Raw genomic sequence first — 24,954 nt, 5'->3', positions numbered from 1 at the left:
CCAAGAGGTAGACAGCATGCAAATCAAACTCGCCAACCCCCGCGGCTTCTGCGCCGGCGTCGATCGCGCCATCGAGATCGTCAACCGCGCGCTGGAAGTGTTCGGCCCGCCGATCTACGTGCGTCATGAAGTGGTGCACAACAAGTTCGTGGTCGAGGACCTGCGCGCCCGCGGTGCGGTGTTCGTCGAGGAGCTGGACCAGGTGCCGGACAACGTCATCGTCATCTTCAGCGCCCACGGCGTCTCCCAGGCCGTGCGCCAGGAAGCCGACCGCCGCGGCCTGAAGGTCTTCGACGCCACCTGCCCGCTGGTGACCAAGGTGCACATGGAAGTTGCGCGCTACAGCCGTGACGGCCGCGAATGCGTGCTCATCGGCCATGCCGGGCACCCGGAAGTCGAAGGCACCATGGGCCAGTACGACGGCAGCAACGGCGGCGCCATCTACCTGGTGGAAAACGAAGCCGACGTCGAAAACCTGGTGGTGCGCAACCCCGAGGCGCTGTCCTTCGTCACCCAGACCACCCTGTCCATGGACGACACCAGCCGCGTCATCGACGCCCTGCGCAGCAAGTTCCCCAGCATCGGTGGCCCGCGCAAGGACGACATCTGCTACGCCACCCAGAACCGCCAGGACGCGGTCAAGCAGCTCGCCGACGAGAGTGAAGTAGTCCTGGTGGTCGGCAGCCCCAACAGCTCCAACTCCAACCGCCTGCGCGAGCTCGCCGAACGCATCGGCACCCCGGCCTACCTGATCGACGGCGCCGAGGACATGAAGCAGGAGTGGTTCGAAGGCATCACCCGCGTCGGCATTACGGCCGGTGCCTCTGCACCGGAAGTGCTGGTGCAGGGTGTAATCGAACAGCTGCGCGCCTGGGGCGCCGAGGTTGCGGTCGAGCTGGATGGCCGACCGGAGAATGTGACCTTCTCGATGCCGAAGGAGTTGCGCGTCGTTGAGGTGAAATAAATCTGACTGACATAAAAAAGCCCGGCGATGCCGGGCTTTTTTATTGTTCGTCAATACAGGGGCGTGTCCAGGGCTACCAGCACGATTCTACTTTTCCCGTTCCGGATATCCCTTTTTCTCCCCGGCTGTTGAGCGTGAGGTTCTTGCACTCCGTGTCCTTTGTTTGCGGTCCGGCCGGTGCCGCCGTAAGAGTCACGCAGCGTGCAATTACATCAGCTGCTGCCGTACCGCATGCAGCTGCGGTGATCGTGTAGCGCTTCTCATCACTTGGAACCGGCGTAGCTGCATAGCCGAGCCCCGTAGGGGGGCTCGCCGACGCGTCACCATCCAAGGCGGCGATGTAGCTCTGGTTCTGCGAGTAGAAGCGTTCCTGCGCTTGCATGATCTCCATCAGTTTGGCCATCCCATCCGCCCTGCCTGAGCGGATGGTATAGCTCTGATAGCTTGGATAGGCGATGCCGGCGAGGATCGCAACTATCACCATCACCACCATTAGTTCAATTAGCGTGACGCCCCTTTGCTTAATCAATTTTCTCTCCAGTATTTGGCACTGATCGGAGGCGCATTACAGAACTGGCCACCTTCAACGCATTCAAGTTTGGGACATTCGGTGCCAATACAAACGGTATTGTTGTCCGAGCCGTCCGATCCACTGTCCCCGACGATGACCGTTGGGCTCGGCGGAATGCCGCTGCGGCCCAGGTCGAAACTGCGGGTAGGCGTAGCGACACCATTGACCTGCTTGGTAAACACGGCACTCGCATCTGTCAGGTTGAGTGCAAAGAAGCGGCCACGTCCAACGTCAGGACCGCAGGTAGTCACCGCGGAACCTCGCGGGCTAAAGGTGCTGAACAGCACCGCGCCATTGAACGAAACTGAACTGGACAGGACTTTCTCGCCTTTTGGAAGGCGCAGGAACCAGCCCTTGCTCGCGTTCAATTGCTCGAGGTTAGGCGTATAGCTGTCACCCGGGGTCAGTTGACCGTAGAGCTCGTTTATCTGCTGTCTCAGGGTTGGCAGTTGATCACCTGCATTGGTCAGGGCCACATCGATCAGATACTGGTAGGCATCGAAAATGGTCATGCCGTTGCCGTACTTGGCCCGTGCAGCCGTCAGCTGCGCATTCGTCAGCGTGGGGCTGTTGCTGTAAGGGGTAGCCGCCAGTGCATCCAGCTCCGCCTGAAGAGAACTCACCTTCCCAGCCAGCGTCACACGTTGCGCCTCTAGCGTATTGAGCAGGGTGGTGTTGTTGGTCTGGTTGGTGGCCTGGTTGCTTAGTTGCGCCTGCTTGGCTGCCTCGTCGCGAGCCTGCAGAGCAGCTTCGTCCTGGCCTGTGCCTGTGCCTGTTTCGGCGAGCAGGTTGGTGATCGCATCATGCAGCGCAGGAGGCGGCGAGCTTTGGCTCTGCTTGACTGCCGTGATGAGTTGCTTGAGCCGGTCGCTCTGGTTCTGCTGTTCGCGCTTGGTGTAGGCCGCATTGGCTGTGTAGTTGCTTCGCAGAGTGGCCAGTTCAGCTTCCAGGCCCTGCACGACGCCGGGTTGCGGGTCGACTTGGGCTGCGATGATCTGCTGTTCCTTGGCCAGAATCTGGCTGTTCAGTGAATCCAGGGTGGATTGGGTGGCAAGCACACTGTTGTAGGCAGCGACCAGGCGTGCACGTTCGCTGGTGTCCACATTGCCCTGGACCAGTTCATTCAGCAGCGACTGCATGGCCCCGATCTGGGTCTGGTAGGCACTTTGCTTGGTGCTTTCCGGAGCATGTTCGGCGATGTAGGGGTCGGCGTCGAAGATCGCATCAATCTGCTTCTGACGGTTGTTGGCCTCTGTTGCCGTGTCGACCATTTCGGTCTGCTTGCTGGTGAAGTTGATACCTGCCTTGTAGTTCTTGAAGTTTGTCTGTGCCGCGCTGGCTGCATTGTTGAGCGAGTTGATCGCGGCTTCTTTGGTCGCGATGGAGGCCAGAATTTCCGCCGCTCCGGCTTCAGTCAGGTTGATGCTGGATACGTCCGTAAGGTCGGATTCCGTCAGCGTGGTGTAGGCCGTCGGTGGTGCGGAAACGCTGGTGTCGCGAATCACATAGAAGCGATCGACAGTGTTTTCGTTAAGCGGGTGGGCGCGATAGCCTGAGCCCAGTGAAATGGTGAAGTAGCTTCTGCCGCCTCGCTCGCGAACCAGTGCCACGTCCGGGGTATTGAAGAAGCGCCGGTTGTTGAGCGCATTGGTCCCGCCGAAGCTCGCAATACGACCGCCAGTCGCCAGCGTCGATGCACCAGTGTTGGCGTTGTTCAGATCGACCCGGAAGACCTGGCCGCGGGTGTCGGCTGCATAGATGATGTCGGCGAAGCCGTCACCATTTCTGTCGATGATGGCCGGGTCAGCCGGAATGCTGTTGGTCATGGAGGTGATGTTGAGCGTGCTTCCTGTATTGCCAGCACTCCACAGCAACTGCCCGGTATCTGCATCCACGATGAAGATGCGGTTACCGATGGTGTCATCGATCGGGGTGTTAGGGTTGTCGTTGTCCTGGTTGACGTCATAGCCGCCAGTAAAGATCAGCACCTGCTTGTCGGTACCGTTCAGCTTGATTTTGGCGAGCTTCGGTGTGGACCAGCTCTGCCCGAGTTTCTCGAAGCCGGAGGTTTCGCCACCCTTGATCGTCCATTTCAGCTTCGGCGCGGTGATGGACGTGACATCCAGGGCGTAATAGTTGCGACCACCCCGACCCATGCCTGCATAGAGATAGGCCTTGGTGATGTCGCGGGTGCGAGTGGTGGCGTTCAGGGCCGAGTATTCGGTCCACAGATTGAACTGACCATCCATGCCATATTTCTTGGTTCCGAGACCCTCGGCATTCTTGTAGTAGTACCCCAGGTTCGGCAGCAGTTCCTTCGGAATGAAGGCAAACTTCTCTTCTCCTGTTGATGGGTCTACCGCATGGATAAAGCCCTCATTGGTCCCAAAGAACATATACAGCTGTTCAGGTGAGGCCTGATAGGCGGCGTCGCTGGTCGGCTTCTGGGAATTGGCTACCCTGACGAGGTCCTCGTCTGTCTTGTAGGCCACCAGCTTGGGCTCGTTGTGCAAAACGTCGCCGACCTGCTTCCTCGCTGCTTTCGGGGACGTCGTGCTATCGGGATCGAATCCGCGGCCCCATTCGATGAATTTGGTCCTTTCGGCGGTGGAGCTAGCCCCTAGCAGTGCGCTGGTGAGTGCGGTCGTATCCGAGAAGGTGGGAAGCGCCGCGCTGTCGGTTACGCCAGCGCTGGCGGTCGGACTCCTGTCTGCAGCCGTCCAGGTGAAAACACTGCGGCTGGTGGGGGCGGGCAGTCTTGCGGCAACCCCGCCTTTTTCTACGTCGCGGCCATCAGCGGCAGTCGACCAGAAGCTTCGCGATGTCTCCGAGAAGAAGCCAGTCGTGGAGTCGACGGCTGCCGCTCCCGACGCATCCAGAATGATGCTGTCGCCCGTGCTGTTCTTGCCGAGTTTGTAGCGTTTGACGTTCCCGACCCACCGAGCGCCTTCCGCCGGGCGGAACAGCGCATAGTAGAGATCGTTGCGGAAACCGAGGTTGTTGTAGGCGCTCACGGCCACGCTGGGCGTGGCGAAGGTCGTGTTTTCGGCCAGGATCTCGACGATGATGGATTTCATCGCCTCAGTGAGGCCAGACACGTTGTCGGTGGTTTGGTAGCTGCCTTTGCCCGCTGCTGCAGTATTGCTCAACAGCGTCTGGTCGGTTGCAAAGCCGATGGTGTAAGTACTGGCGATCTGCTTGCCGCTGTAGGAGCTGGAGAGATCCTGATTGGCGAGATATTGCGCGAGGTGCGGTAGGCACACGCCATGGCCATTACCGCAACTCGTGCTAGCCCACGGAGCGGTGTTCTTGCCGGCAACGAGCTTGCGAACGTCAGCGTTGGAGCCGATATCTTCAGTGGGCTCGCCGTCGGTCAGGTAGATGATGCTGGTCTTCTGGCAGCTATGGGTGATCGGCGAAATATATTTGCCGTTGGCCATCGACGAAGCGACGCTGGTTTTCTTCCCCCAGACCGGTGTTCCTCCTGTCAGATAGAGGTAGGCCTCATAGTAGGTTTCCAGCAGGGGGGTCCAGTCATCTGCACCGATGTTGTTGACGGTCTGCTTGAACCCGTCAGCCGTGCTGTTGTTAAGGATCGAGATGGGGCTGATGACCTTGCCGCCGTCGCTGGTGTTGAAACGCATGAAGCCGATGTTTACGTCACCGTTGCCTTTGAGCTGGTCGATCAGGTTATTGGTAACGGACTGGACGACTTGGATACGCGTCTTGTTGGTTGACTTGACCTTGGTGTCCATCGAGCCGGAGGAGTCAATGATGAACAAGATGTTCGGGCGTACGCGTTGGTCCGCGGGGAGGTCACGCGTTACGTAGATTTCAATATCTTCCGCCAGCGCACTTTGCAGCGAGAACAGCGTGTAAAAGAACGCGCCGGCGAAAAGCAGAGGTTTGCGTGTGCGTTTCATTGGCTGTCCTCTGTCGGCTCGATGATATTGATTTTTATGATTCGTTCAGGATTCTCTTCCGTGAACTTGATATGGCCTTTCCAGTCGACCTTGTTCTTCAGGACGGCGATATCGGCCAGTTTTCCTTGGAGGCGAAACTCAGTGTCCCGGTAGAACGACATCTTGATGGGGTCGCAGGTTGTACAGCGATAGACCAGCATGGTGCCCAGGCGAGTATCCGTTGGTTGCCAGTTCACGATGAGACGCTCGGCCTCTACGGTTTCGAACGAGTAGTTGTCAGGGACGGTCTCGTCAGCGTGGGCGGACGTCATTACAAGGGTGATGAAGAACAGTAGATATTTCATGGGGTCTCACTTGTTCGTGCGAAACACGATACCTTGGACTTGGTCGGAAGACGCTCCGCCATTGAGGGCAGCCTTGGTGTTTATTTCGTAGTAAGTGCAGGAGAACTTCTCCAGGCTATAACCACCTTCGCAGGGACTGTCAGACAGATAGCGGACCGAGTTTGCAGCGAACGAACCGCGGATATCCGAGATAACGGCTGTTAGGTTGACGGGCACACGGCTACTTTTTGGCAGCGCCAGCTCGAGCAGGCGTTCTTGAGTCAGGCCATGAGCATTCGCGTTCTTGGCATTGAGCAGTGGCACTCTCTTGGCGACGCTGCCGCTGAAATCCTTCATCTGTGCACGGATTTCGCTCTGGGTAAGTTGATAGGCGTCGGTGCGGAACTGCGTATTGCTGGCCATGCGCTCTTCCATCGTGGCAAAGCGCATGGCGGTGATGCCAGCAATCGTCAGTACGAGCAGGAAGATTAGAGCGACAATCAAGCTGGCGCCTGTCTCGTGCTGGTTATGCCCAGGGATAGTCAACATCGTCGCCTCAGTTGGTGTTCTTGAGAAGAATGGTGGTGGTGAAGATCTGCCGGCCAAGTCGGGCTTCTGCGTTCGAAAATGACACTGGAGTGGCGTCAAGAAGTGCAAATTTTCGTGCAGGCGGGGTCGGATTTACCGGCGTGACGGAGTTGGCCAGGACGGCCAGTCTTATTGCCCTAACTTGATCCCACTTGTTCAAGCTGGTGACTCTATCCGCCGATATGTACTGATCAACGCTGTCGGCTTTTCCCGCTGTGTTGACCCCGTAAAGAACCTGGAGTCGATCAATCCCCTCTACCAGCGGCTTATTGCTGCTGATGGCGGTCGTGGTTCCAATGTAATAGGAGCTGCAAACGAGGGATCCGTTGAGTGTCTTGAATACGTTTACCAATACTTTGTCGTCGTCAACCGATGCGCCCGCGCAGTCGTAGTGCAGGCCGGTACCTTCGTCTCTCGGGGGTTGGAAGGCTATCGCCAGGGTATCGGAGTCTGCCCCGCTGCCGTTCAGGCTGCATGCATCTCCGCAGTTCTTGCCTTGCACGGGAAGAGGGGGGGAGATTAACTCCGTGGGATTGGTGTAACCACCGAGCCGTGCGTTCCTTGCAATGAACTCGAGCGCAAAGCGGCCGTTCTCTTGCAGGTGCGACATGGCATCGTTAGTGGCATAGGTTTGTTTGGTCGACAGAAAAACCTGAATGACCCCCGTCAGCAGGATCAGGCTCAGGACCAAGGCGACCATGAGTTCGATGATACTCAGGCCACGCTGATTGAATAGGGTTACTGGCTTCATCTCCGAAGTTCCTTGAGCTCTGCCGAGAGTACTTTTTCCGACTTGGTTTCCTTGCCTTGTTCCTGGGGAGCGTTTGACTTGCTTAACCAGGACGATTTCAGGCTCAGGACATTCGAGGAGTTTGTAATGGTCATGACCGAAGCGGTGGACGCCGGGGAAATGAAGTCGCGGCTGTTGAAGCGGGCGTCGATGGTATTGAACGTCGAGATCGCCGCGTAGCTGCAACTGGCTTCCCAACTGTCGAATTTAGCCATCTGGGTCGCTGTACAACTCGTGGCGTTGACCTTGGCGTTGGTGCTGGGGGAGAAGTAGTCGGAGCAGATGGTGGCCGGCAATTGGGCGCAGTTCACTGCGGCAGCATAATCGGCAGCTGAGCCGGACGGGTTGGCGCGAATGCGCTCGGCCAGATCCTGCAGCACCGAGGTGGCTTGTGAGCGCTGGGCACTGTCCGAAGTGCCCTGCAGGGCATTGAGTTGCAGTGCGGCCAGGCCGAGCAGACCTACGGTAAAGATCACAAGGGTAACCAGCACCTCGATCAATGAGGTCCCCAATTGTTTAACTGAAAAGCTTCTCATCCGGGATTCCTGCATTCAGTTGCATGTGGCTGATTTGATGATCTTCACGATTTCTGCACGTCCTTGCGGGTTCACCCGCACGCAGCGAGCGTCTTCACCTGTGGCGTTGAGTCGGTCAGAGGAAACCTTGATTGCCGGCGTGCCCGTCGCAGCTCCACGGGTTCCGTCGCGCAGAAAGGTGATACGTGGAGGAGAGGCCAGATTGGCACTGGTGACGGTTACCGCTTCAGCAGCAGCAAATTTACGGACAACTGCGCTGTCGGAGCAGTCACTGATGCTGGTGGGGCCTACGCACCAGCCGTCGCTCCAGCCAGAGTTGGAGCTGGTCATCGGCACGACGGATACGCTTGCGTTGATCTTCACCGCTTCCGATCTTGCCAGGGCCAGGGCGAGGGTGAAGTCCGAGGCCTGCCCGCTGACCCGCTGCCTGAGAACGAACCCCCCCATTGCCGGCGCGGCGAGGGATGTGACTATCGCCAAGAGCAAAATGGTCACCATCAGTTCTATCAGGGTAAATCCTTTACTGTTCTGCATCACGGGCCTCTAGGCGCACTATTGAGTGCAGTTTCTTGTAACGACACGGGCGAAACAATTTTGGCTGGATGGCAGGCGTGAAACGAAGCGTGAACGGTACATGGCGTCCCGCAGCAGGATCGGCTCAGCTATCACGAGGGCATTGAGCAGGAATGCGGCTTGACCGTATTCGCCCCTGCAGACTGATGACGGTTTTCAAGTGATGGGCATTGGGTTTGCGATGACAGAGCGTGAAGGTGCCGTTGCTCACGAATGTCATGCCGTATGGGCTGAAGTGAAGTGAACTGCGAGGCCTCATTCCGCGCCACTGGATTTTCAGGCTGCCGGGTATGTCAAGCCTCATCAGAATGTCGGTGTCGTCCTTGAGCATGCGGCGCCCCTTTTCGTCGATGAAGCTGGTCAGAGTGCCGTACTCGAGGGTCGAGCATTTTCCCGTGTGATCGGTGGTGCAGATGCTTACTCGGGTTTTGTTGAGGAGAGCATGATGACGAGCATGCTGTATGAGTCTGGTTAAGTCCTGTTGAAACGAATTGAGCTCCTGGCGTGCCTTGAATGCAGCCATAGGAGGTATCGCCAGGCTGAAGAGCACGCTCAGTAGCAGCAGTGTTATCAGCAATTCCAGCAGGCTGAAGCCATCTGACCTGTTGTAGTTCTTCCTCATCTCCATGACTATCCGCTCCCTGTGAACTCGAACGCGCCACCATCAACAGCGGTGCAATGGCTTGGGTTAGGAGGGCAATGGTGACAAGTCTGTGTGTGGTCGGTGCGGGGGCGGTTGGTTTGTTGAGTGCTCTACAGTTGGCAGAGCATGTGGACCGTCTGGTTTTGATTGAACGCAAAAGTGTTGGGCGAGAGGCCTCCTGGGCCGGAGGGGGTATAGTTTCACCTCTATATCCGTGGCGTTACAGCTCAGCGGTTACGGCACTGTCGCATTGGTCTCAGAGCTATTATCCGCAGTTGGTTCGGCAATTGCTCTTGCGCACTGGGGTTGATCCTGAGCTGCATTCGACGGGGCTCTATTGGCTCGATCTGGACGATGAGGCGCAGGCTTTAGCGTGGGCCGCAGAGCGCAATCGCCCGGTTTCTCGCGTGGCGATCAGCTCGGTCAAGGCGGCTGTTCCTCCGTTGGCCGAGGGCTATTCCACCGCCATCCACATGGCCGACGTCGCCAACGTCCGCAACCCGCGCCTGACTCGCGCTCTGCGCGAAGCCCTGCTTCGACTGCCTAACGTCACGCTTCAGGAAGATTGCGCCGTCGATGGTTTCATCCAGGAGGAAGGGCGGGTCGTCGGTGTGCGGACTGCTCAGGGAGGGATTCGCGCTGATCGCGTGGTGCTTTGTGCGGGGGCCTGGAGTGGTGAACTCCTGGCGACGCTGGGACTCGATCTGCCGGTGGAGCCGGTGAAGGGGCAGATGATCCTGTTCAAGTGCGCAGAGGACTTCCTGCCGAGCATGGTGCTGGCCAAGGGGCGTTATGCGATTCCGCGGCGTGATGGCCACATCCTGGTGGGCAGCACCCTGGAACACGAAGGCTTCGACAAGACGCCGACCGAGTCGGCGCTGGAGAGCTTGAGGGCATCGGCGATCGAGATGCTGCCAGCCCTTGCGGATGCCGAGGTGGTGGGGCATTGGGCGGGGCTACGTCCGGGCTCGCCGGATGGCATTCCCTTTATCGGGCCGGTCCCGGGGTTCGATGGGCTCTGGTTGAACTGCGGCCATTACCGCAACGGCCTGGTGTTGGCGCCTGCGTCATGCCGGCTGCTGACCGACCTCATGCTCGGGCGTGAGCCCATTGTCGACCCGGCGCCCTATGCGCCATCGGCGCGCTTGAAGCCGCTGGCCTGATCGGCCTGGGGATCAGTCGATCCCCAGTTTCTTCAGGCGGTAGCGCATCGAGCGGAAGGTCAGGCCCAGGCGTTGGGCCGCGGCGGTGCGGTTCCAGCGGGTCTCCTCGAGCGCCTGCATGATCAGCTTGCGCTCCACCTCTTCCAGGTAGTCCTCGAGATTGTCGATCTGCGCGAGGTCGGCTTCGCCGTTTTCGGAAGCTGCCGGTGCATCCGTCAGGCGCAGGTCCTCGGGCTGGATCTGGTCGTTCTCACACAGCGTGTAGGCCCGCTCCAGCATGTTCTCCAGTTCGCGGACGTTGCCGGGGAAGCGGTAGCTCTTGAGCTTCTCCATCGCGTCGCGGGTGATGCTGGCCGCAGCGCTGCTGTCCGCTGCCAGGCGCTTGAGCATGACGTCGGCCAGTTGCGGGATGTCCTCGCGGCGCTCGCGCAGCGGCGGGACGCTGAGTTCGATGACATTCAGGCGGTAATAGAGGTCCTGACGGAAGCGTCCTGCAGCCACCTCTGCGGCCAGGTCCTTGTGGGTGGCGCTGAGGATGCGCACATCCACCACCACTTCCTGCTGGCCGCCGATGGTGCGGATGGCCTTTTCCTGGATGGCGCGCAGCAGCTTCACCTGCATGGGCAGGGGCAGGTCGGCGACTTCATCGAGGAACAGGGTGCCGCCGTGGGCGGCCTGGAACAGGCCGATCTTGTCTTCGATGGCGCCGGTGAAGCTGCCTTTCTTGTGGCCGAAGAACTCGCTTTCCATCAACTCCGACGGGATGGCGCCGCAGTTGACCGGTACGAAGGGGTCTTCATGGCGCGGGCCCTGCTCGTGGATCATGCGGGCCACCAGCTCCTTGCCGCTGCCGGATTCGCCGCTGATGTACACGGGGGCCTGGCTGCGGGCGAGCTTCTGGATCTGGTTGCGCAGTGACTTCATCGGCGGAGAGTCGCCGAGCAGGCGGTTGTCCATCGGTGTTTCGCCGTTGCCGCTGGTGCGCAGGCGCAAGGCGGCGGCCACCAGTTCGCGGAGCCGGCCGAGGTCCACCGGTTTGGTGAGGAAGTCGAAGGCGCCAGCCTTCAGGGCGTTGACGGCCGTGTCCAGGCTGCCGTACGCGGTGATCATGGCAACGGGCACCTGAGGGTGGCGTTGCTGGATGTGCTGAACGAGGTCGAGGCCGGTGCCGTCGGGCAGGCGCATGTCGGTGAGGCACAGGTCGAAGGGTTCGGCGGCCAGGAGCTCGCGGGCCTCTTTCACGTTGCGGGCACTGCGGGTATCCAGCTTCATCCGGCCGAGGGTGATCTCCAGCAGTTCGCGGATATCGGGCTCGTCATCGACGATGAGTGCTTTCTGTCTGGTCATGGTCAGCTCAATTTGCGCGGGTGGGCAAAGGTTATGCGAAAGCAGCTGCCTCCGGTTTCGCGGGTCCTGTAGTCGAGACGGGCCTGATTGCTCTCGCACAGCTCCCGCGAGATGTACAGGCCAAGCCCGGTGCCCTTGTTCTCGGTGGTGTAGAAGGGCTCGAAGATGTGCTGCACCTGCTCGGCGGGAACGCCGGCGCCGTCATCCATCACTTCCAGAACGGGCAAGTCGCTTTCCGGGTCGCGGAACAGCTTCAGCCAGACCTGTCCTACCTTGTTCTTCTGTGAACTGTAGCGCAGGCCGTTCTGTACCAGGTTGGTCAGTACCTGGGTGAGTTGGTGCGGGTCCATGCGGGTCTGGATGGTGCCGCTGTTGGTCTCGATGTGCAGCGTCTGGCCCGGGCCGGAGGCGTTGCGGAACTCGCTGGCGAAGCGGTGCAGCCAGTACTTCAGGTCGAGCAGTTGCGGTTCCGCCTGGCGGCGGCGGGAGAGTTGCAGGACGTTCTCGATCACCAGGTTCATGCGTCGCGACTGGTCCTGGATGATCTGCGCCAGGCGCTGGTCCGGGCCGGTCAGCTCCTCGGACTCCTGCAGCAGCTGCGCCGCGTGGCTGATGGCGCCCAGCGGGTTGCGGATTTCATGGGCGATGCCGGCGGTCAGGCGACCCAGGGAGGCGAGCTTGAGCTGCTGGGCCTGTTGGGCGATCTGCGAGATGTCGTCGAGGAACACCAGGGTGTCCCGCTGTTCGCCCCGTTGCAGGGAAACGAAGCTCGGTTGCAGCACCGGGCCCTCGGCCACCGCCTGAAGGCTCTGAGGGCGCAGTGTGGGGTTGTCCAGCCACTGTTGCAGGCGTTTCACCAGCTCCGGGCTTTGCGGGTCGAGGACCTTGCCGGCCAGATCTTCGCGACCGAGTAGCGTCAGCGCACCCTGATTGGCCAGGAGCACGCGGTGCTGGGGGTCGAGCACCAGGATGCCGGTGCGCATGCGCTGCAGGATCAGGGCGTTGAGCGCTTCCAGGTTGGCGACGTCGGCGGCACGTTTCTCGGCCAGGGTTTCGCTCAGTTGCAGGCGCTTGCTGATGCCCTGTACGAAGAGGGCGGCGGCGAAGCACAAGGCACCCAGGGCGCCGGCCTGCACATACTGGCTGGCGGCCTCCGGGCGGCTGAGGCTGAGGTAGAAGGTCAGGTAGATCATGCCGATGGCGGCGACGGCGGCGATCAGCAGGCCGACCCGGCCGCGCAGCAGGATGTTGGCGATGGCTACCGCGACTATCACCAGGTTGCCGATACCGCTAGGCGTGCCGCCCGCTGCATAGAACAGGCAGGACAGCAGGATCACGTCCACCAGCGCCAGGCTGAAGACCTGCAGCATGTGCTTCGGATGGCGGACCATCAGCGCGATGATGATGTTCAGCAGCAGGTAGAACCAGCAGGCATTGCGGAACAGCTGGGCGCGGGCCAGGTCGAGCAGTTCGCTGTCCAGCTCGCTGGAGATCAGGCCCACCAGTGCCAGGCCGATGAGCAGGCGGTAGATGTTGTAGAGGCGGAAGATGCGGCGTGCCGGCTGGCTGCCCAGCGCGGGGGCTTCAGCGCTCACCGCTGGAGGTGTCCTGTTCCAGGTGCGCGCGGCTGCAGTACCAGCGCTCGCCGTTGGCCAACGCGTTGGCCTGGGGCACGTGCACGCCGCACTGGGTGCAGCGCACCATCGGGCTGGCGGTTTCGTCCACGGGCTTCTGCGGGCGCGGCGCCGGTGGCGTCTTCATGCGGCGCCAGACCCAGACGGCGGCGAAGATCACAACAATCCAGAACAGCAGGCGGACCATCCCAGTCGAGCTCACTTGTCATTGAAAGGAGCGCAGTTTAGCCAAGCCGATGGTCGGCGCCCAGCGGGGAGGGCGCGAGCTGTGCATCAGGTCCCCTGGCCAGGCGCAAAAACAGGGACGAGCACGTTTCGTGCGGGCAAAAAAAGAGGCCCGCAGGCCTCTTCTTTACATTGCGGTCGTTCTCAGTCGAAAACGCCGAAGGTCATGTAGCTGAACCAGGAGCGGTCGCCACTGTTGTTGGCTTCGGCTTCGTGCTGTTCTTCCTGCACTTCCTGTTGGTTCTCGGGCTTGAGCTCGTCCGGGATTTCTTCCTGGGCGTCTTCGTACTGCTTGATCACGTCCTGGTTGGCGCGGGTTTCGCCCGGCGGCAGCGGCGGCTCGCTCTCGATCAGGCCGAGGGTGGCCTTGGCCAGCCAGGAGCGGTTGTCGGCTTCTTCTTCGCGGGGCACGAACTGGCCGTCGACCAGGTTCGGGTGGTCCGGGTAGTTGAGCTTCAGGGTTTCCAGGCTGGTGGCTGCCAGGTCGTTCAGGCTCAGGCGCTGGTAAGCCTCGACCATCACGGCCAGGCCATCACCGACGGCCGGGGTTTCCTGGAAGTTTTCCACCACGTAGCGGCCACGGTTGGCGGCGGCGACATAGGCCTGGCGGGTCAGGTAGTAGTGAGCGACGTGGATCTCGTACGCGGCCAGCAGGTTGCGCAGGTAGATCATGCGCTGCTTGGCGTCCGGCGCGTAGCGGCTGTGCGGGTAGCGGGTGGTCAGCTGGGCGAACTCGTTATAGGAGTCGCGGGCAGCGCCCGGGTCGCGCTTGGTCATGTCCAGCGGCAGGAAGCGGGCGAGCAGGCCACGGTCCTGGTCGAAGGAGGCCAGGCCCTTCAGGTAATAGGCGTAGTCGACGTTGGCATGCTGCGGGTGCAGGCGAATGAAACGCTCGGCAGCGGATTTGGAGGCCTCGGGCTCGACGTTCTTGTAGTAGGCGTAGATCAGTTCCAGCTGGGCTTGCTCGGCATAACGACCGAACGGATAGCGGGACTCGAGGGCCTTGAGCTTGGATACGGCGCTGGTATAGCTCTTGTTGTCCAGATCGGCCTGAGCCTGCTGGTACAGCTCGGACTCGCTCAGGTTCTCGTCTACCACCTCTTTGGAGGAGCAGGCGGCGGTTAGGGCGAGAATAGCGATCAGCAGCAGGTGTTTCACTTGCATAGCGGCTTGCGTCCCTGTGACGGCTGGCTGTCTTGGGCGGAGCCGTCCTGTTATGATGGGCGCCCTGGGCTCCCCCAGGACAAAGACGCCGTATTTAACCACAAGCGCGTGGCCGAAACCAAAGGCTGCGCCCCCGCCGTTTCCGAGCATGTCCCCAATTATCAAGCAGGTCATCCAACTCAGCGCCGAGGTGCCGTCCGAACTGGGCGGGCAACGTCTCGATCAGGTCGCTGCACAGCTCTTCGACGAGCATTCGCGTTCGCGCCTGGCCGCCTGGATCAAGGACGGCCTGCTCACGGTCGACGGCCAGGTGCTGCGACCGCGTGACACTGTTTATAGCGGTGCCGTGCTGGAGCTCAACGCCGAGCAGGAGTCCCAGGGTGAGTGGGTCGCCCAGGACATCGCGCTGAACATCGTCTACGAGGATGACCAGTTGCTGGTGCTGGACAAGCCCGCCGGGCTGGTGGTCCACCCCGCTGCCGGGCATGCCGACGGCACCCTGCTCAATGCCTTGCTGCACCATGTGCCGGACCTGGCCAACGTGCCCCGTGCCGGCATCGTGCACCGCCTGGACAAGGACACCACCGGCCTGATGGTGGTGGCCAAGACCCTGGAAGCCCACACCAAGCTGGTGGCGCAGCTCCAGGCCCGTACCGTCAGCCGCATCTACGAGGCCGTCGTGGTCGGCGTGATCACCGCCGGCGGCAAGGTCGATGCCCCCATCGGTCGTAGCTCCCAGCAGCGCCAGCGCATGGGCGTGGTGGCCGGCGGCAAACCGGCGGTCAGTCATTACCGTGTGCTGGAGCGTTTCCGCTCGCACACCCATGCCCGGGTCAAGCTGGAAACCGGGCGCACGCACCAGATCCGTGTGCACATGTCCTATGTGAATTTTCCGCTGGTGGGCGACCCCGTCTACGGCGGGCGCTTCCGCATTCCCCCGGCAGCCAGCCAGACGCTGGTCCAGACCCTCAAGGACTTCCCCCGCCAGGCCCTGCATGCCCGCTTCCTCGAGCTGGATCACCCGGTGACCGGCGTGCGGATGAAGTGGGAGTCGCCGCTGCCTGACGATATGGTCTGGCTGCTCACCCTGCTGCGCCAGGACCACGAGTCCTTCAACTGATGAACGACTGGCTGACGCCTGACTGGCCCGCTCCCGAGCGGGTCCGTGCCTGCGTCACCACCCGTGCCGGGGGCTTCAGCGAGGTCCCCTTCGACAGCTTCAATCTGGGCGACCACGTCGATGACGCTCCCGCTGCGGTGGCCCGCAATCGCCAGCGCCTGGTCGAGACGCTTGGATGCCAGCCCGCCTGGCTCAGTCAGGTCCACGGCGTGCGTGTGGTCGAGGCCGATCCGACCTGTGTCGAGGTGGCCGATGCCAGCTGGAGCTCGACGCCCGGCATCGCCAGCCTGGTGATGACCGCCGATTGTCTGCCCGCCCTGTTCTGCGATCGCGCCGGTACCCGTGTCGCGGCGGCCCACGCCGGTTGGCGCGGGCTGGCCAATGGCGTGCTCGAAGCGACCCTGGATGCCCTGGACCGCCCGGCGGACCAGGTGCTGGTCTGGCTCGGCCCGGCCATCGGCGTCGATGCCTTCGAGGTTGGGCCGGAAGTTCGCGACGCCTTCATCGCCCAGCACCCGCAAGCCGAATCGGCCTTCCGCCCGAGCCACAACCCAGGCCGGCTGATCGCCGATATCTACGCCCTGGCGCGCATCCGTCTCGCTGCACGGGGCGTCACCGCCGTTTACGGTGGCGGCTTCTGTACCGTCAACGACCCGCGTTTCTTCTCCTACCGCCGTGCCTCGCGCACCGGGCGATTTGCCAGCCTCGTCTGGCTCGCCGACTGACTTTTCCCCTCAGTTGAACGCTGCACCGACCGTCGTCGACTGACCCCCGTCAAGTCGCGATGGCTTGAATCGCCCAGAATCGTCCTTATCTAGACTTCATCTCGGCGGGCTTCTCGTCTCCGGAGCCTTCATCGCTCCAGCCCGCTCTTTAAAGGAAGGACTGCCCTATGCGAATCGACCGTTTGACCAGCAAGTTGCAACTGGCGCTCTCCGATGCCCAGTCCCAGGCCGTGGGCCACGATCACCCGGCCATCGAACCCTTTCACCTGATCCTCGCCCTGCTCGACCAGCAGGGCGGCTCCATCAAGCCCCTGCTCATGCAGGTGGGCTTCGACATCGCCGCCCTGCGCAGCGCTCTGACCAAGGAGCTGGACGGGCTGCCGAAGATCCAGAACCCCACTGGCGACGTGAACCTGTCCCAGGACCTGGCGCGCCTGCTCAACCAGGCCGACCGCCTATCCCAGCAGAAGGGTGACCAATTCATCTCCAGCGAACTGGTGCTGCTCGCCGCCATGGACGAGAACACCAAGCTCGGCAAATTGCTGCTCGGCCAGGGCGTCACCCGCAAGGCGCTGGAGAACGCCATCGCCAACCTGCGTGGCGGCCAGGCGGTCAACGACCCCAACGTCGAGGAATCCCGCCAGGCGCTGGACAAGTACACCGTCGACCTGACCAAGCGCGCCGAGGACGGCAAGCTGGACCCGGTGATCGGCCGTGACGATGAAATCCGTCGCACCATCCAGGTCCTGCAGCGCCGTACCAAGAACAACCCGGTGCTGATCGGCGAACCCGGCGTCGGCAAGACCGCCATCGCCGAAGGCCTGGCCCAGCGCATCGTCAACGGCGAAGTGCCGGACGGCCTCAAGGACAAGCGCCTGCTGTCCCTGGACATGGGCGCGCTGATCGCCGGCGCCAAGTTCCGCGGCGAGTTCGAGGAGCGCCTCAAGGCGGTGCTCAACGAGCTGTCCAAGCAGGAAGGCCGGATCATCCTGTTCATCGACGAGCTGCACACCATGGTCGGCGCCGGCAAGGCCGAAGGCGCGATGGATGCCGGCAACATGCTCAAGCCCGCGCTGTCCCGCGGTGAGCTGCACTGCGTCGGCGCCACCACCCTGGACGAATACCGCCAGTACATCGAGAAGGACGCAGCCCTTGAGCGCCGCTTCCAGAAGGTGCTGGTGGACGAGCCCAGCGAGGAAGACACCATCGCCATCCTCCGTGGCCTCAAGGAGCGCTACGAGGTGCACCACGGTGTGACCATCACCGACGGTGCCATCGTCGCCGCCGCCAAGCTGTCGCACCGTTACATCACCGACCGCCAGCTGCCGGACAAGGCCATCGACCTGATCGACGAAGCCGCCAGCCGCATCCGCATGGAGATCGACTCCAAGCCGGAAGCGCTGGACCGTCTCGAGCGCCGCCTGATCCAGCTGAAGATCGAGCAGGAGGCCCTGAAGAAGGAGGACGACGACGCCGCCCTCAAGCGCCTCGAAAAGCTCAAGGACGACATCGCCCGCCTGGAGCGCGAGTACGCCGATCTGGAAGAGATCTGGAAGTCCGAAAAGGCCGAAGTGCAGGGCTCGGCGCAGATCCAGCAGCGCATCGAGCAAGCCCGCCTGGACATGGAGGCCGCCCGTCGCAAGGGTGACCTGCAGCGCATGGCCGAACTGCAGTACGGCATCATCCCCGACCTCGAGCGCAGCCTGCAGATGGTCGACCAGCACGGCAAGACCGAGAACCAGCTGCTGCGCAACAAGGTCACCGATGAGGAAATCGCCGAGGTCGTTTCCAAATGGACCGGCATCCCCGTCTCGAAAATGCTCGAAGGCGAGCGCGAGAAGCTGCTGAACATGGAGGCCATGCTGCACAAGCGCCTGATCGGCCAGGACGAAGCGGTGGTCGCCGTGGCCAACGCCGTGCGCCGCTCCCGTGCGGGGTTGTCCGATCCGAACCGCCCCAGCGGCTCCTTCCTGTTCCTCGGCCCGACCGGTGTCGGCAAGACCGAGTTGTGCAAATCCCTGGCCGAGTTCCTCTTCGACACCGAGGAGGCGCTGGTACGCATCGACATGTCCGAGTTCATGGAGAAGCACTCCGTGGCACGGCTGATCGGCGCGCCGCCGGGCTACGTGGGCTATGAAGAAGGCGGCTACCTGACCGAGGCCGTGCGGCGCAAGCCTTACTCGGTGGTGTTGCTGGACGAGGTCGAGAAGGCCCACCCGGACGTCTTCAACGTCCTCCTGCAGGTGCTGGAGGACGGTCGCCTCACCGACAGCCACGGCCGGACCGTGGACTTCCGCAACACGGTGGTGGTGATGACCTCCAACCTCGGCTCCGCGCAGATCCAGGAACTGGTAGGGGATCGCGAAGCCCAGCGCGCGGCGGTGATGGATGCGGTGAGCAACCACTTCCGTCCCGAGTTCATCAACCGTATCGACGAGGTGGTGGTGTTCGAGCCGCTGGCTCGCGAGCAGATCGCCGGCATCGCCGAGATCCAGCTGCAGCGCCTGCGCAAGCGCCTGGCCGAGCGGGAGCTGAACCTGGAGCTGTCCAGCGAGGCGATGGACAAGCTGATCGCCGTTGGCTACGACCCGGTCTATGGTGCTCGCCCACTCAAGCGTGCCATCCAGCGCTGGATCGAGAACCCCCTGGCGCAACTGATCCTGGCCGGCAAGTTCGCCCCGGGCATCGCCATCAGCGGCAAGGTGGAAGGCGAGGACATCGTCTTCGTCTGATGATGCCGCCCAGCCGGAAAGAAAAAGCCCCGCATTGCGGGGCTTTTTTATGGTGCGCGGCCTCAGATGTGCCGGAGCAGCACTTCCAGGGACGCGGCCTGGTCTTCGGCCAGGTCGATGATGTGGAAGCCGGCCCAGCTGTGCTGGCCGTCCGCGCCCGGGCGGCTCCACAGGCAGTCGGCGCCCAGGCGTACTTCGCTGACGCCTTCCACCGGCGTGGCCGAGACGATGCGGCATTCCCACACCGAATCGGTGGCCAGTGGCGATTCGCTGAACAGCATGAAGCCATCGGCGGAGAGGTCCACCACCCGGCCCAGGCGCTGGGCGGAGTGCAGGTCGTAAACCTCCAGCTGGAGTTCCGTGGCGTGGCGGCTGCGATGTCGACGGTCTTCCATGGGGGACTCCTTAGCTCGGCTCGGCATTGCGGCCGGTGAAACGCTGCAGGACGCGGTAGATGGCGCCCAGGGCGCGGTCCACCAGCGGTGCGTTGTGTTCCGGGGCGATGATGCGTGCCAGCCCCTGTTCCATCTCGCTGGCCAGCAGCGTGATGGGCTTGATCGCGACACGCTGGCCGCTGTGGTCGACGAACATGTAGTTGCGCGTGGTCGGGCTGTACCAGGACAGCTTGAGCTTGCGTCCCTGGCCCTCCTCGACGAACTCGAACCAGGTGTTGAACTCCAGGCTCTCCAGTTCCTTGACCAGCAACTGGGCGCGCGGCGACAGGCCCGACGGGCGTGCCGGCGCCAACAGCCCGGCATCTTCGCCGAGCATTTCGCTGAGCTGGCTCTTCGGCAGGTCGGGGTTGATCTGCGCCGCCAGCTGCGGCTGCTGGCCCTGCACAGCGTGCTGGCAGGCCACCAGGTCCTGCAGCAGGCGGCGGATGCCGTCCTCGTGGTAGCCACCAAGCAGTTCCAGGCCCTTGCGCAGGTCCTCCAGCAGCGCCACGCGCAAGCCTTGCAGGCGCTCGCGGCCGTTGGCATCCAGCGGTGTGCCGCTCCAGGCCAACTGCTCGGCCACTTCCCGCGAGCGTCGCCATTCCTCGCCGCGATCGCCGTGGCGCAGCAGCACGAAGACCAGCACGTCGCTCCAGGTCTGTTCGAGGAAGTTGCGGATGATGCTCGGCAGCTCGCGCCCGGCCAGCACCTTGGCGATGGCGTCCACCGCCTGCTGGCGCGCGCTGAGCAGCTTGTCGCGGCCCTTGGCCGCCTCGACCGCGCGGCGTTCGCGCAGCTCGACCTTGTGGCGCAGGGTGGCGACGTATTCGTTGAACTCGTCCAGCAGGCTGTCGAACAGCTGCAGGTCGCCGATGAAGCCGTGGATGATCCGCTCCACCACCCATTGCATCTTCGACAGCAGCCCGCGCTCCTCGCCTTCGCCGCCATAGAGCACGCCGGCCTGGGCCATGGTGTTGAGCAGGCGCCGGGCGGGGTGGTGATGCTGGGTGAACAGCGCCTTGTCCTGCAGCGCCACCTTCAGATAAGGCGTGTGCAGGTGGGAGAGGGCGGTCTTGCAGCTGTCCGGCAGGTTGTCGTCGTCGAGGATGAAGTCGAAGAGCATGCCCACCAGGTCGATGACGTCGGCTTCCTGGTCGGAAAGCTTCTGCTGTCCCGGCAGGCTGCTGTGGGTTTCCAGTTGTTGTTGCAGGTCGGCCTTGAGCCCGTCCACCCGCTGCGGCTGTTGCAGGCGTGCGGCGAGTTCGTGGGCCGACTGTTGCTGCAGGCGGTTGAGCGCTTCCAGCAGTTCCGCTGCGCTGTAGGTGCGCGTGGCACCCCGCGGGGCGTAGCTGGCGATGCTGGGGGTGCCGCCGAGCAGCGGTGTATCGAGGTTGCGCTGGCGGTGCTCCTCCAGCAGCGCGGCCAGGCCGCTGAACAGGGCGCCCGGGTCCAGGGGCGGCGGCGCGCCGAGGTCGGCAGGGGGCGGTGGCAGCGGTGCGGCCGGCATGGGCGGCTCGCTGCGGACAGCCGGTGCGGGCTGGCCATTCACCGCTGCGCTGCGCGCCGGGCTGGGGGCTCGTTGCGCGGTGTATTTGAGGTTGGGCAGCACGCCGGCTTCTATAAGGCGCTTGTTGAGCGCGTCATAGAGCGTCTCCAGGCCCTGCATCACATGCTGGTCGAAGAGCATGTAGAGGATGGTCTTGATGCGCAGCGGGAAGGGCGTCGGCTCCAGGGCTTCGCGGAAGGCCTGGGCGATGGCCTGGGGACCGAAGGGGTTGCTGTCCTCGCCTATCTTCTTGCCGTTGTTGAGCAGCGCCAGGCGCTGGTCGAGGGCGAACAGCGACTGCGCGCAGCGTGCCTTGACCCGGCTGACCATGTTGGTGACAAGCAGGCTCTCTTCATATTCCTCGTTCTGCACCAGCTCCAGGCGGTCGGCGTCCATCTCGGCCGCCGTCTGTTCCGGTTTCAGGGTGCCATCGAGGAAGTCGGCGAACTGCTGGGCGATGCGCTGGTGATAGGCGCGCTCGATCTGCGGCCGCTGCTTGCGCACGTCGCGCATGCTGTCGAAGAACAGCGTCTGCACCTGGTTGTTCTCGGCCTTTTCGGCGCATTCGAACAAGGTGTCGTCGACCTGGGCGAAAACGCCGGTCAGGTGTTCCGCCAGCCGGTTCATCACCAGCTTGCGGCAGCTCTGCACCAATTCGCCGAAGCGTGGCTGGATACCACGGCTGGCAAGGATGGTTTGCGGGCGGGAGGGAGGAGGGGGGGTGTCCTGGGTGCTCATGGACTGTCCTGCCGGGGCCGTTTGGCCGGCGCGTCCTGTAGGTGATCTTGAATAGGCACAGATATAGCAGTCGGCCAGACAACTGCAAAGCATTGTATAAATTCGCTTTTCAGGGGTTGACAGCTCGTTCTGGAAACGTAAAATGGCGCGCCTCAGATGCAGCGAACCACGGTTCAAAGCGGATGAGATTGGAAAGTTAGAAGTTCCGCGATAGCTCAGTCGGTAGAGCAAATGACTGTTAATCATTGGGTCCCTGGTTCGAGTCCAGGTCGCGGAGCCAACTTCCAAACGGGGTATAGCGCAGTCCGGTAGCGCGCCTGCTTTGGGAGCAGGATGTCGGGAGTTCGAATCTCTCTACCCCGACCACTCCTTTTTATGGGTCGTTAGCTCAGTCGGTAGAGCAGTTGGCTTTTAACCAATTGGTCGTAGGTTCGAATCCTACACGACCCACCATATTCAGGAATGCCCGGTAGCCGTCAGGTTGCCGGGCTTCCTCAAGAAGCCCACCTCTCGAGGTGGGCTTTTTCGTTTCCGGCCGTTCATTCCTGCACCTGCGCACTGGTGCCAGACCTCCAGAGTCCCGTGTTTGAGCGGTCGATCCGCTGCTGCGGCGAGTTGTCGCAGCTCTGTACATTCTTTTTGGGTCTGACACCCGACCTCACGGGACTGGTTCTCTCCCGGCTGCCCGTGCCGCTTCGTTGTTTTTCGCCTGTCTACGGCTGGTCTGCCTGCGGACCTGTTGCGTCTGCCTGCGCCCCATCCCCCTCAGTGAATACCCCATCGCCCACATGGTCTTTCCTCGCCCCTGCCCCTGGGAAAGACTCCGCTCCACGCAAAAGCAGGCGGAGACGAACCGTTCGTCCCCTTCGGCTTTTTGCACGCTTGCCCAGACGCACTACCGCGCCGGGTGCACGAGAACGGTTCCAGCGGGAGAGGAACTCCCGATTGTGGTTGCGCGATGCAGATGCTGTACGCAGCTGATTCTGGATGCCTCTACATGACCAAGTTGAATGGAATGGCTCGCAGCCTGGAGGGAACATGAGCAACGCAAGCGCAGGGGTGAAAGGCAAGGAGGTCCCGGTGATCCGTGAAGACGCCGCCGACCAGGCCTTCGAGACCCCCGAAACGGTATCCAAGCGAACGTCGGTGCGGCTCACCAACATCCGCAGCAGCGGCGAAAGCAAACGCACCGCCAATGACAGCCAGCTGGTCTGGTTCGACAGCGCCCAGCTGGCGACCCGCCGCCCCGACGATGGCATCTTCGTCCGCGTCATCAACTCGCTCTACACCGGCATCGTCCTTTATATGGACAACCTCGCCGAACTGCTCCCCGCCGTCCCCTCGCGGATGCACGTGGTGCTGCGCCTGCGCAACGCGGCCGAGCTCAAGGCCTTCCGCGAAGGCCCGCAGTTCGAGGACTTCAAGAAGGGCGTCGCCGCCCGCAACCGCTCCGTCGCCTACAACGACGCCGACGTCCTGGCCGAACTGAGCCGCGACGGCCTGCTCACCTGCTACACCAGCTACGTCGATGATCGCGAAAGCCTGCTGGCCGCCATCGACCTGGGGCTGCGCAGCAACTACCTGTGGATCCTCTTCCGCGACCCCACCAACATCCCGCTGGAGCTGGTGATCGCCTCGCTGCAATCCACCTCCACCGTGCTGATGAAGGAAATCAAGGCGCCCACCGACGTGGATGACGCCATCGTCTCCTACGGGGTGATGGAATACGGCGCCGAGGGGGTGATCTTCTCGCCCCGCGACCACGGCGTGATGAGTGAATTCCTCGCCCGCATGTCCCAGGCGCAGAGCGCCGCCAACCTCAATATCCAGGTCGGCACCGTGATCGAAAGCCGCCCGGTGGGCATGGGCTACCGCGCCTGCATCGACGCCTCCACCCTGTTCGAGCCCGACGAGGGCATGCTGGTCGGCAGCACCTCCCAGGGCGGTCTGCTGTGCTGCCCCGAGGTCTACTTCCTGCCCTACATGGAGCTTCGGCCGTTCCGCGTCAACGCCGGCGCCGTGCACTGCTACGTGTTCAACACCGAGAACCGCACCGACTACATGAGTGAGCTGAAGGCCGGCTCGCCGATCATGATCGTCAACTCCAAAGGTCGTGTCCGCCGCGCCGCCGTGGGCCGCATGAAGATCGAGCAGCGCCCGTTGCGCCTGATCGAGGTCGAGTTCCCCGGCAAGGAGCGGGTCAACATCCTCATGCAGGACGACTGGCACGTACGCATCTTCTCCGACGCCGCCAAGCCGCTGAACATCTCCGAGCTCAAGCCCGGCGACAAGGTCCTCGGCTATGTCACCGAGCCCGGCCGCCACGTGGGCATCAAGATCAACGAATCGATCATCGAGAAATAGGGGCGCGCCATGAGCTACGTCAGCAGAGTACTGAGGGAGCGGCGCTTGCTGTTCCCGGCCTCGCGGCGCGGATTGATCGTGCCCATCGACCACGGCCTGACCCTCGGGCCCATCGCCGGCATGACCCACACCGCCGACTTCGAGAAATGGATCGCCAGCGACCACATCAGCGCGGTCATCGGCCACAAGGGCCTGATCGAGCGGCTGATCCTGCGGGACATGCTGCACCCCTCCACCGGGGTCATCCTCCACCTCAACGGCATGGCCAGCATCGCCCCCGAGCCCGACACCAAGATCATGGTGTCGAGCATCGACACGGCGCTGGAGCTGGGCGCCGATGCGGTGTCGATCCAGATCAACTTCACCGAGGACAACTTCCAGCACAACGTCGCCCTGCTCGGCGCCATGACCGACGCCGCCCACAGCGCCGGCTTCCCCATCCTCACCATGCTCTACGACAAGGTCCGTGGGCTCTCCGCCAGTGATCGGCAGAAGCGCCTCAGCCACCTGGTACGGGTGGTGGCCGAACTCGGCTCCGACGCGGTGAAGCTGGCGATGCCCGAATCCGCCAGCGACTGCACCGAACTGGTGGAAACCCACTGCCGCGACATCCGCATCTTCTTCGCCGGCGGCGAACGCACGGAAGACGAACGCCTGCTCAGCCTCACCCGCTCCATCCTCGCCAGTGGCGCGGCGGGTCTCTGCGTCGGGCGCAACGTCTTCCAGCACCCACGCCCCCTCGAACTGCTGCGGCGCCTCGCCGACTGCATCAAGGGCGAGACGGAATACCTCAGTCGCGCCGTTTGAACGGAACTCAACCCCACGCGATCGCCACAAGCGATCAACCCCGG

Annotated in this window: 21 protein-coding genes and 3 tRNA genes; 10 read left to right on the top strand and 14 right to left on the bottom strand. The window is 62.5% G+C overall.

Annotated features, from left to right (window positions below; genetic code table 11):
- The first annotated feature begins 16 nt into the window (after positions 1-16).
- Positions 17-964: a 4-hydroxy-3-methylbut-2-enyl diphosphate reductase gene (ispH, locus tag OEJ36_RS05185; protein ID WP_263400617.1), complete on the top strand. Its 948-nt coding sequence runs from the start codon at positions 17-19 to the stop codon at positions 962-964.
- Positions 965-1,037: 73 nt separating this feature from the next.
- On the opposite strand, the gene OEJ36_RS05180 is transcribed toward ispH, so the two are convergent.
- The 8 genes from OEJ36_RS05180 to OEJ36_RS05140 form a co-directional block, all read right to left on the bottom strand.
- Positions 1,038-1,493, bottom strand: coding sequence for a type IV pilin protein (locus tag OEJ36_RS05180; RefSeq protein WP_279802526.1), 456 nt, complete (start codon positions 1,491-1,493; stop codon positions 1,038-1,040).
- A complete protein-coding gene (locus OEJ36_RS05170) occupies positions 1,490-5,458 on the bottom strand; it encodes a pilus assembly protein (RefSeq protein ID WP_263400616.1) in 3,969 nt (1,322 codons plus the stop codon). Before OEJ36_RS05170 ends, OEJ36_RS05180 begins: the two co-directional genes overlap by 4 nt.
- Entirely contained in the window at positions 5,455-5,802 is a 348-nt protein-coding gene (locus OEJ36_RS05165) for a hypothetical protein (protein ID WP_263400615.1), read from the bottom strand. The genes OEJ36_RS05170 and OEJ36_RS05165 overlap by 4 nt, the downstream gene beginning before the upstream one ends.
- Positions 5,803-5,808: 6 nt before the next feature.
- Entirely contained in the window at positions 5,809-6,330 is a 522-nt protein-coding gene (locus tag OEJ36_RS05160; RefSeq protein WP_263400614.1) for a PilX N-terminal domain-containing pilus assembly protein, read from the bottom strand.
- Between the two features lie 7 nt (positions 6,331-6,337).
- Positions 6,338-7,120, bottom strand: a complete 783-nt coding sequence (locus tag OEJ36_RS05155) for a PilW family protein (RefSeq protein ID WP_263400613.1) — start codon at positions 7,118-7,120, stop codon at positions 6,338-6,340.
- Positions 7,117-7,695 carry a type IV pilus modification protein PilV gene (pilV, locus tag OEJ36_RS05150; RefSeq protein ID WP_263400612.1) on the bottom strand — a complete coding sequence of 193 codons (579 nt, stop codon included), beginning with the start codon at positions 7,693-7,695 and terminating at the stop codon, positions 7,117-7,119. The genes OEJ36_RS05155 and pilV overlap by 4 nt, the downstream gene beginning before the upstream one ends.
- Positions 7,696-7,710: 15 nt before the next feature.
- Positions 7,711-8,229, bottom strand: coding sequence for a GspH/FimT family pseudopilin (locus OEJ36_RS05145; protein WP_263400611.1), 519 nt, complete (start codon positions 8,227-8,229; stop codon positions 7,711-7,713).
- 124 nt (positions 8,230-8,353) lie between these two features.
- Positions 8,354-8,896, bottom strand: a complete 543-nt coding sequence (locus OEJ36_RS05140; protein ID WP_263400610.1) for a GspH/FimT family protein — start codon at positions 8,894-8,896, stop codon at positions 8,354-8,356.
- Between the two features lie 71 nt (positions 8,897-8,967).
- Between OEJ36_RS05140 and thiO the strand changes: the two genes are divergently transcribed.
- Positions 8,968-10,074 (top strand): glycine oxidase ThiO, encoded by a 1,107-nt coding sequence (gene thiO / locus OEJ36_RS05135; RefSeq protein WP_263400609.1) that lies wholly within the window; start codon positions 8,968-8,970, stop codon positions 10,072-10,074.
- A gap of 12 nt (positions 10,075-10,086) precedes the next feature.
- Here the strand turns inward: thiO and OEJ36_RS05130 are convergent, their stop codons facing one another.
- The 4 genes from OEJ36_RS05130 to OEJ36_RS05115 all read right to left on the bottom strand — a co-directional run bounded on the left by OEJ36_RS05130 (position 10,087) and on the right by OEJ36_RS05115 (position 14,444).
- Positions 10,087-11,421: a sigma-54-dependent transcriptional regulator gene (locus OEJ36_RS05130; protein ID WP_263400608.1), complete on the bottom strand. Its 1,335-nt coding sequence runs from the start codon at positions 11,419-11,421 to the stop codon at positions 10,087-10,089.
- A gap of 2 nt (positions 11,422-11,423) precedes the next feature.
- A complete protein-coding gene (locus OEJ36_RS05125; protein ID WP_263400607.1) occupies positions 11,424-13,016 on the bottom strand; it encodes a sensor histidine kinase in 1,593 nt (530 codons plus the stop codon).
- Positions 13,006-13,242: a PP0621 family protein gene (locus tag OEJ36_RS05120; RefSeq protein WP_021219358.1), complete on the bottom strand. Its 237-nt coding sequence runs from the start codon at positions 13,240-13,242 to the stop codon at positions 13,006-13,008. Before OEJ36_RS05120 ends, OEJ36_RS05125 begins: the two co-directional genes overlap by 11 nt.
- A 182-nt stretch (positions 13,243-13,424) precedes the next feature.
- Positions 13,425-14,444 (bottom strand): outer membrane protein assembly factor BamD, encoded by a 1,020-nt coding sequence (locus OEJ36_RS05115; protein WP_263400606.1) that lies wholly within the window; start codon positions 14,442-14,444, stop codon positions 13,425-13,427.
- A 148-nt stretch (positions 14,445-14,592) separates the two neighbouring features.
- On the opposite strand from OEJ36_RS05115, the gene rluD reads away from it, so the two are divergent.
- From rluD to clpB, 3 genes are all read left to right on the top strand, one after another.
- Positions 14,593-15,564, top strand: a complete 972-nt coding sequence (gene rluD, locus OEJ36_RS05110) for a 23S rRNA pseudouridine(1911/1915/1917) synthase RluD (RefSeq protein ID WP_411860965.1) — start codon at positions 14,593-14,595, stop codon at positions 15,562-15,564.
- The gene (gene pgeF, locus OEJ36_RS05105; protein ID WP_263400605.1) at positions 15,564-16,289 is read left to right on the top strand and encodes a peptidoglycan editing factor PgeF; all 726 of its coding nucleotides are present in this window, start codon (positions 15,564-15,566) and stop codon (positions 16,287-16,289) included. Before rluD ends, pgeF begins: the two co-directional genes overlap by 1 nt.
- Positions 16,290-16,456: 167 nt before the next feature.
- Positions 16,457-19,021, top strand: coding sequence for an ATP-dependent chaperone ClpB (gene clpB, locus OEJ36_RS05100; protein WP_021219354.1), 2,565 nt, complete (start codon positions 16,457-16,459; stop codon positions 19,019-19,021).
- A gap of 62 nt (positions 19,022-19,083) precedes the next feature.
- Here clpB and OEJ36_RS05095 read toward each other — a convergent pair whose 3' ends face one another.
- Positions 19,084-19,416 carry a PilZ domain-containing protein gene (locus OEJ36_RS05095; RefSeq protein ID WP_263400604.1) on the bottom strand — a complete coding sequence of 111 codons (333 nt, stop codon included), beginning with the start codon at positions 19,414-19,416 and terminating at the stop codon, positions 19,084-19,086.
- 10 nt (positions 19,417-19,426) lie between these two features.
- Positions 19,427-21,739 carry a DUF1631 domain-containing protein gene (locus tag OEJ36_RS05090; protein WP_263400603.1) on the bottom strand — a complete coding sequence of 771 codons (2,313 nt, stop codon included), beginning with the start codon at positions 21,737-21,739 and terminating at the stop codon, positions 19,427-19,429.
- Positions 21,740-21,943: 204 nt separating this feature from the next.
- Between OEJ36_RS05090 and OEJ36_RS05085 the strand changes: the two genes are divergently transcribed.
- From OEJ36_RS05085 to OEJ36_RS05065, 5 genes are all read left to right on the top strand, one after another.
- A tRNA-Asn gene (locus tag OEJ36_RS05085) sits at positions 21,944-22,019 on the top strand.
- Between the two features lie 9 nt (positions 22,020-22,028).
- Positions 22,029-22,105 (top strand) — tRNA-Pro (locus tag OEJ36_RS05080).
- Between the two features lie 11 nt (positions 22,106-22,116).
- Positions 22,117-22,192: transfer RNA gene (locus OEJ36_RS05075), tRNA-Lys, on the top strand.
- A 585-nt stretch (positions 22,193-22,777) separates the two neighbouring features.
- Positions 22,778-24,103: a 3-dehydroquinate synthase II gene (locus tag OEJ36_RS05070; RefSeq protein ID WP_263400602.1), complete on the top strand. Its 1,326-nt coding sequence runs from the start codon at positions 22,778-22,780 to the stop codon at positions 24,101-24,103.
- Between the two features lie 9 nt (positions 24,104-24,112).
- The gene (locus OEJ36_RS05065; protein WP_263400601.1) at positions 24,113-24,910 is read left to right on the top strand and encodes a class I fructose-bisphosphate aldolase; all 798 of its coding nucleotides are present in this window, start codon (positions 24,113-24,115) and stop codon (positions 24,908-24,910) included.
- Positions 24,911-24,954: the final 44 nt, after the last annotated feature.

This window comes from Pseudomonas sp. PDM13, assembly GCF_025685765.1.
Classification (GTDB): domain Bacteria; phylum Pseudomonadota; class Gammaproteobacteria; order Pseudomonadales; family Pseudomonadaceae; genus Metapseudomonas; species Metapseudomonas solani.
The sequence above is the reverse complement of the archived record's forward strand: the minus strand, read 5'-3'. Positions and strand labels throughout refer to the sequence as shown.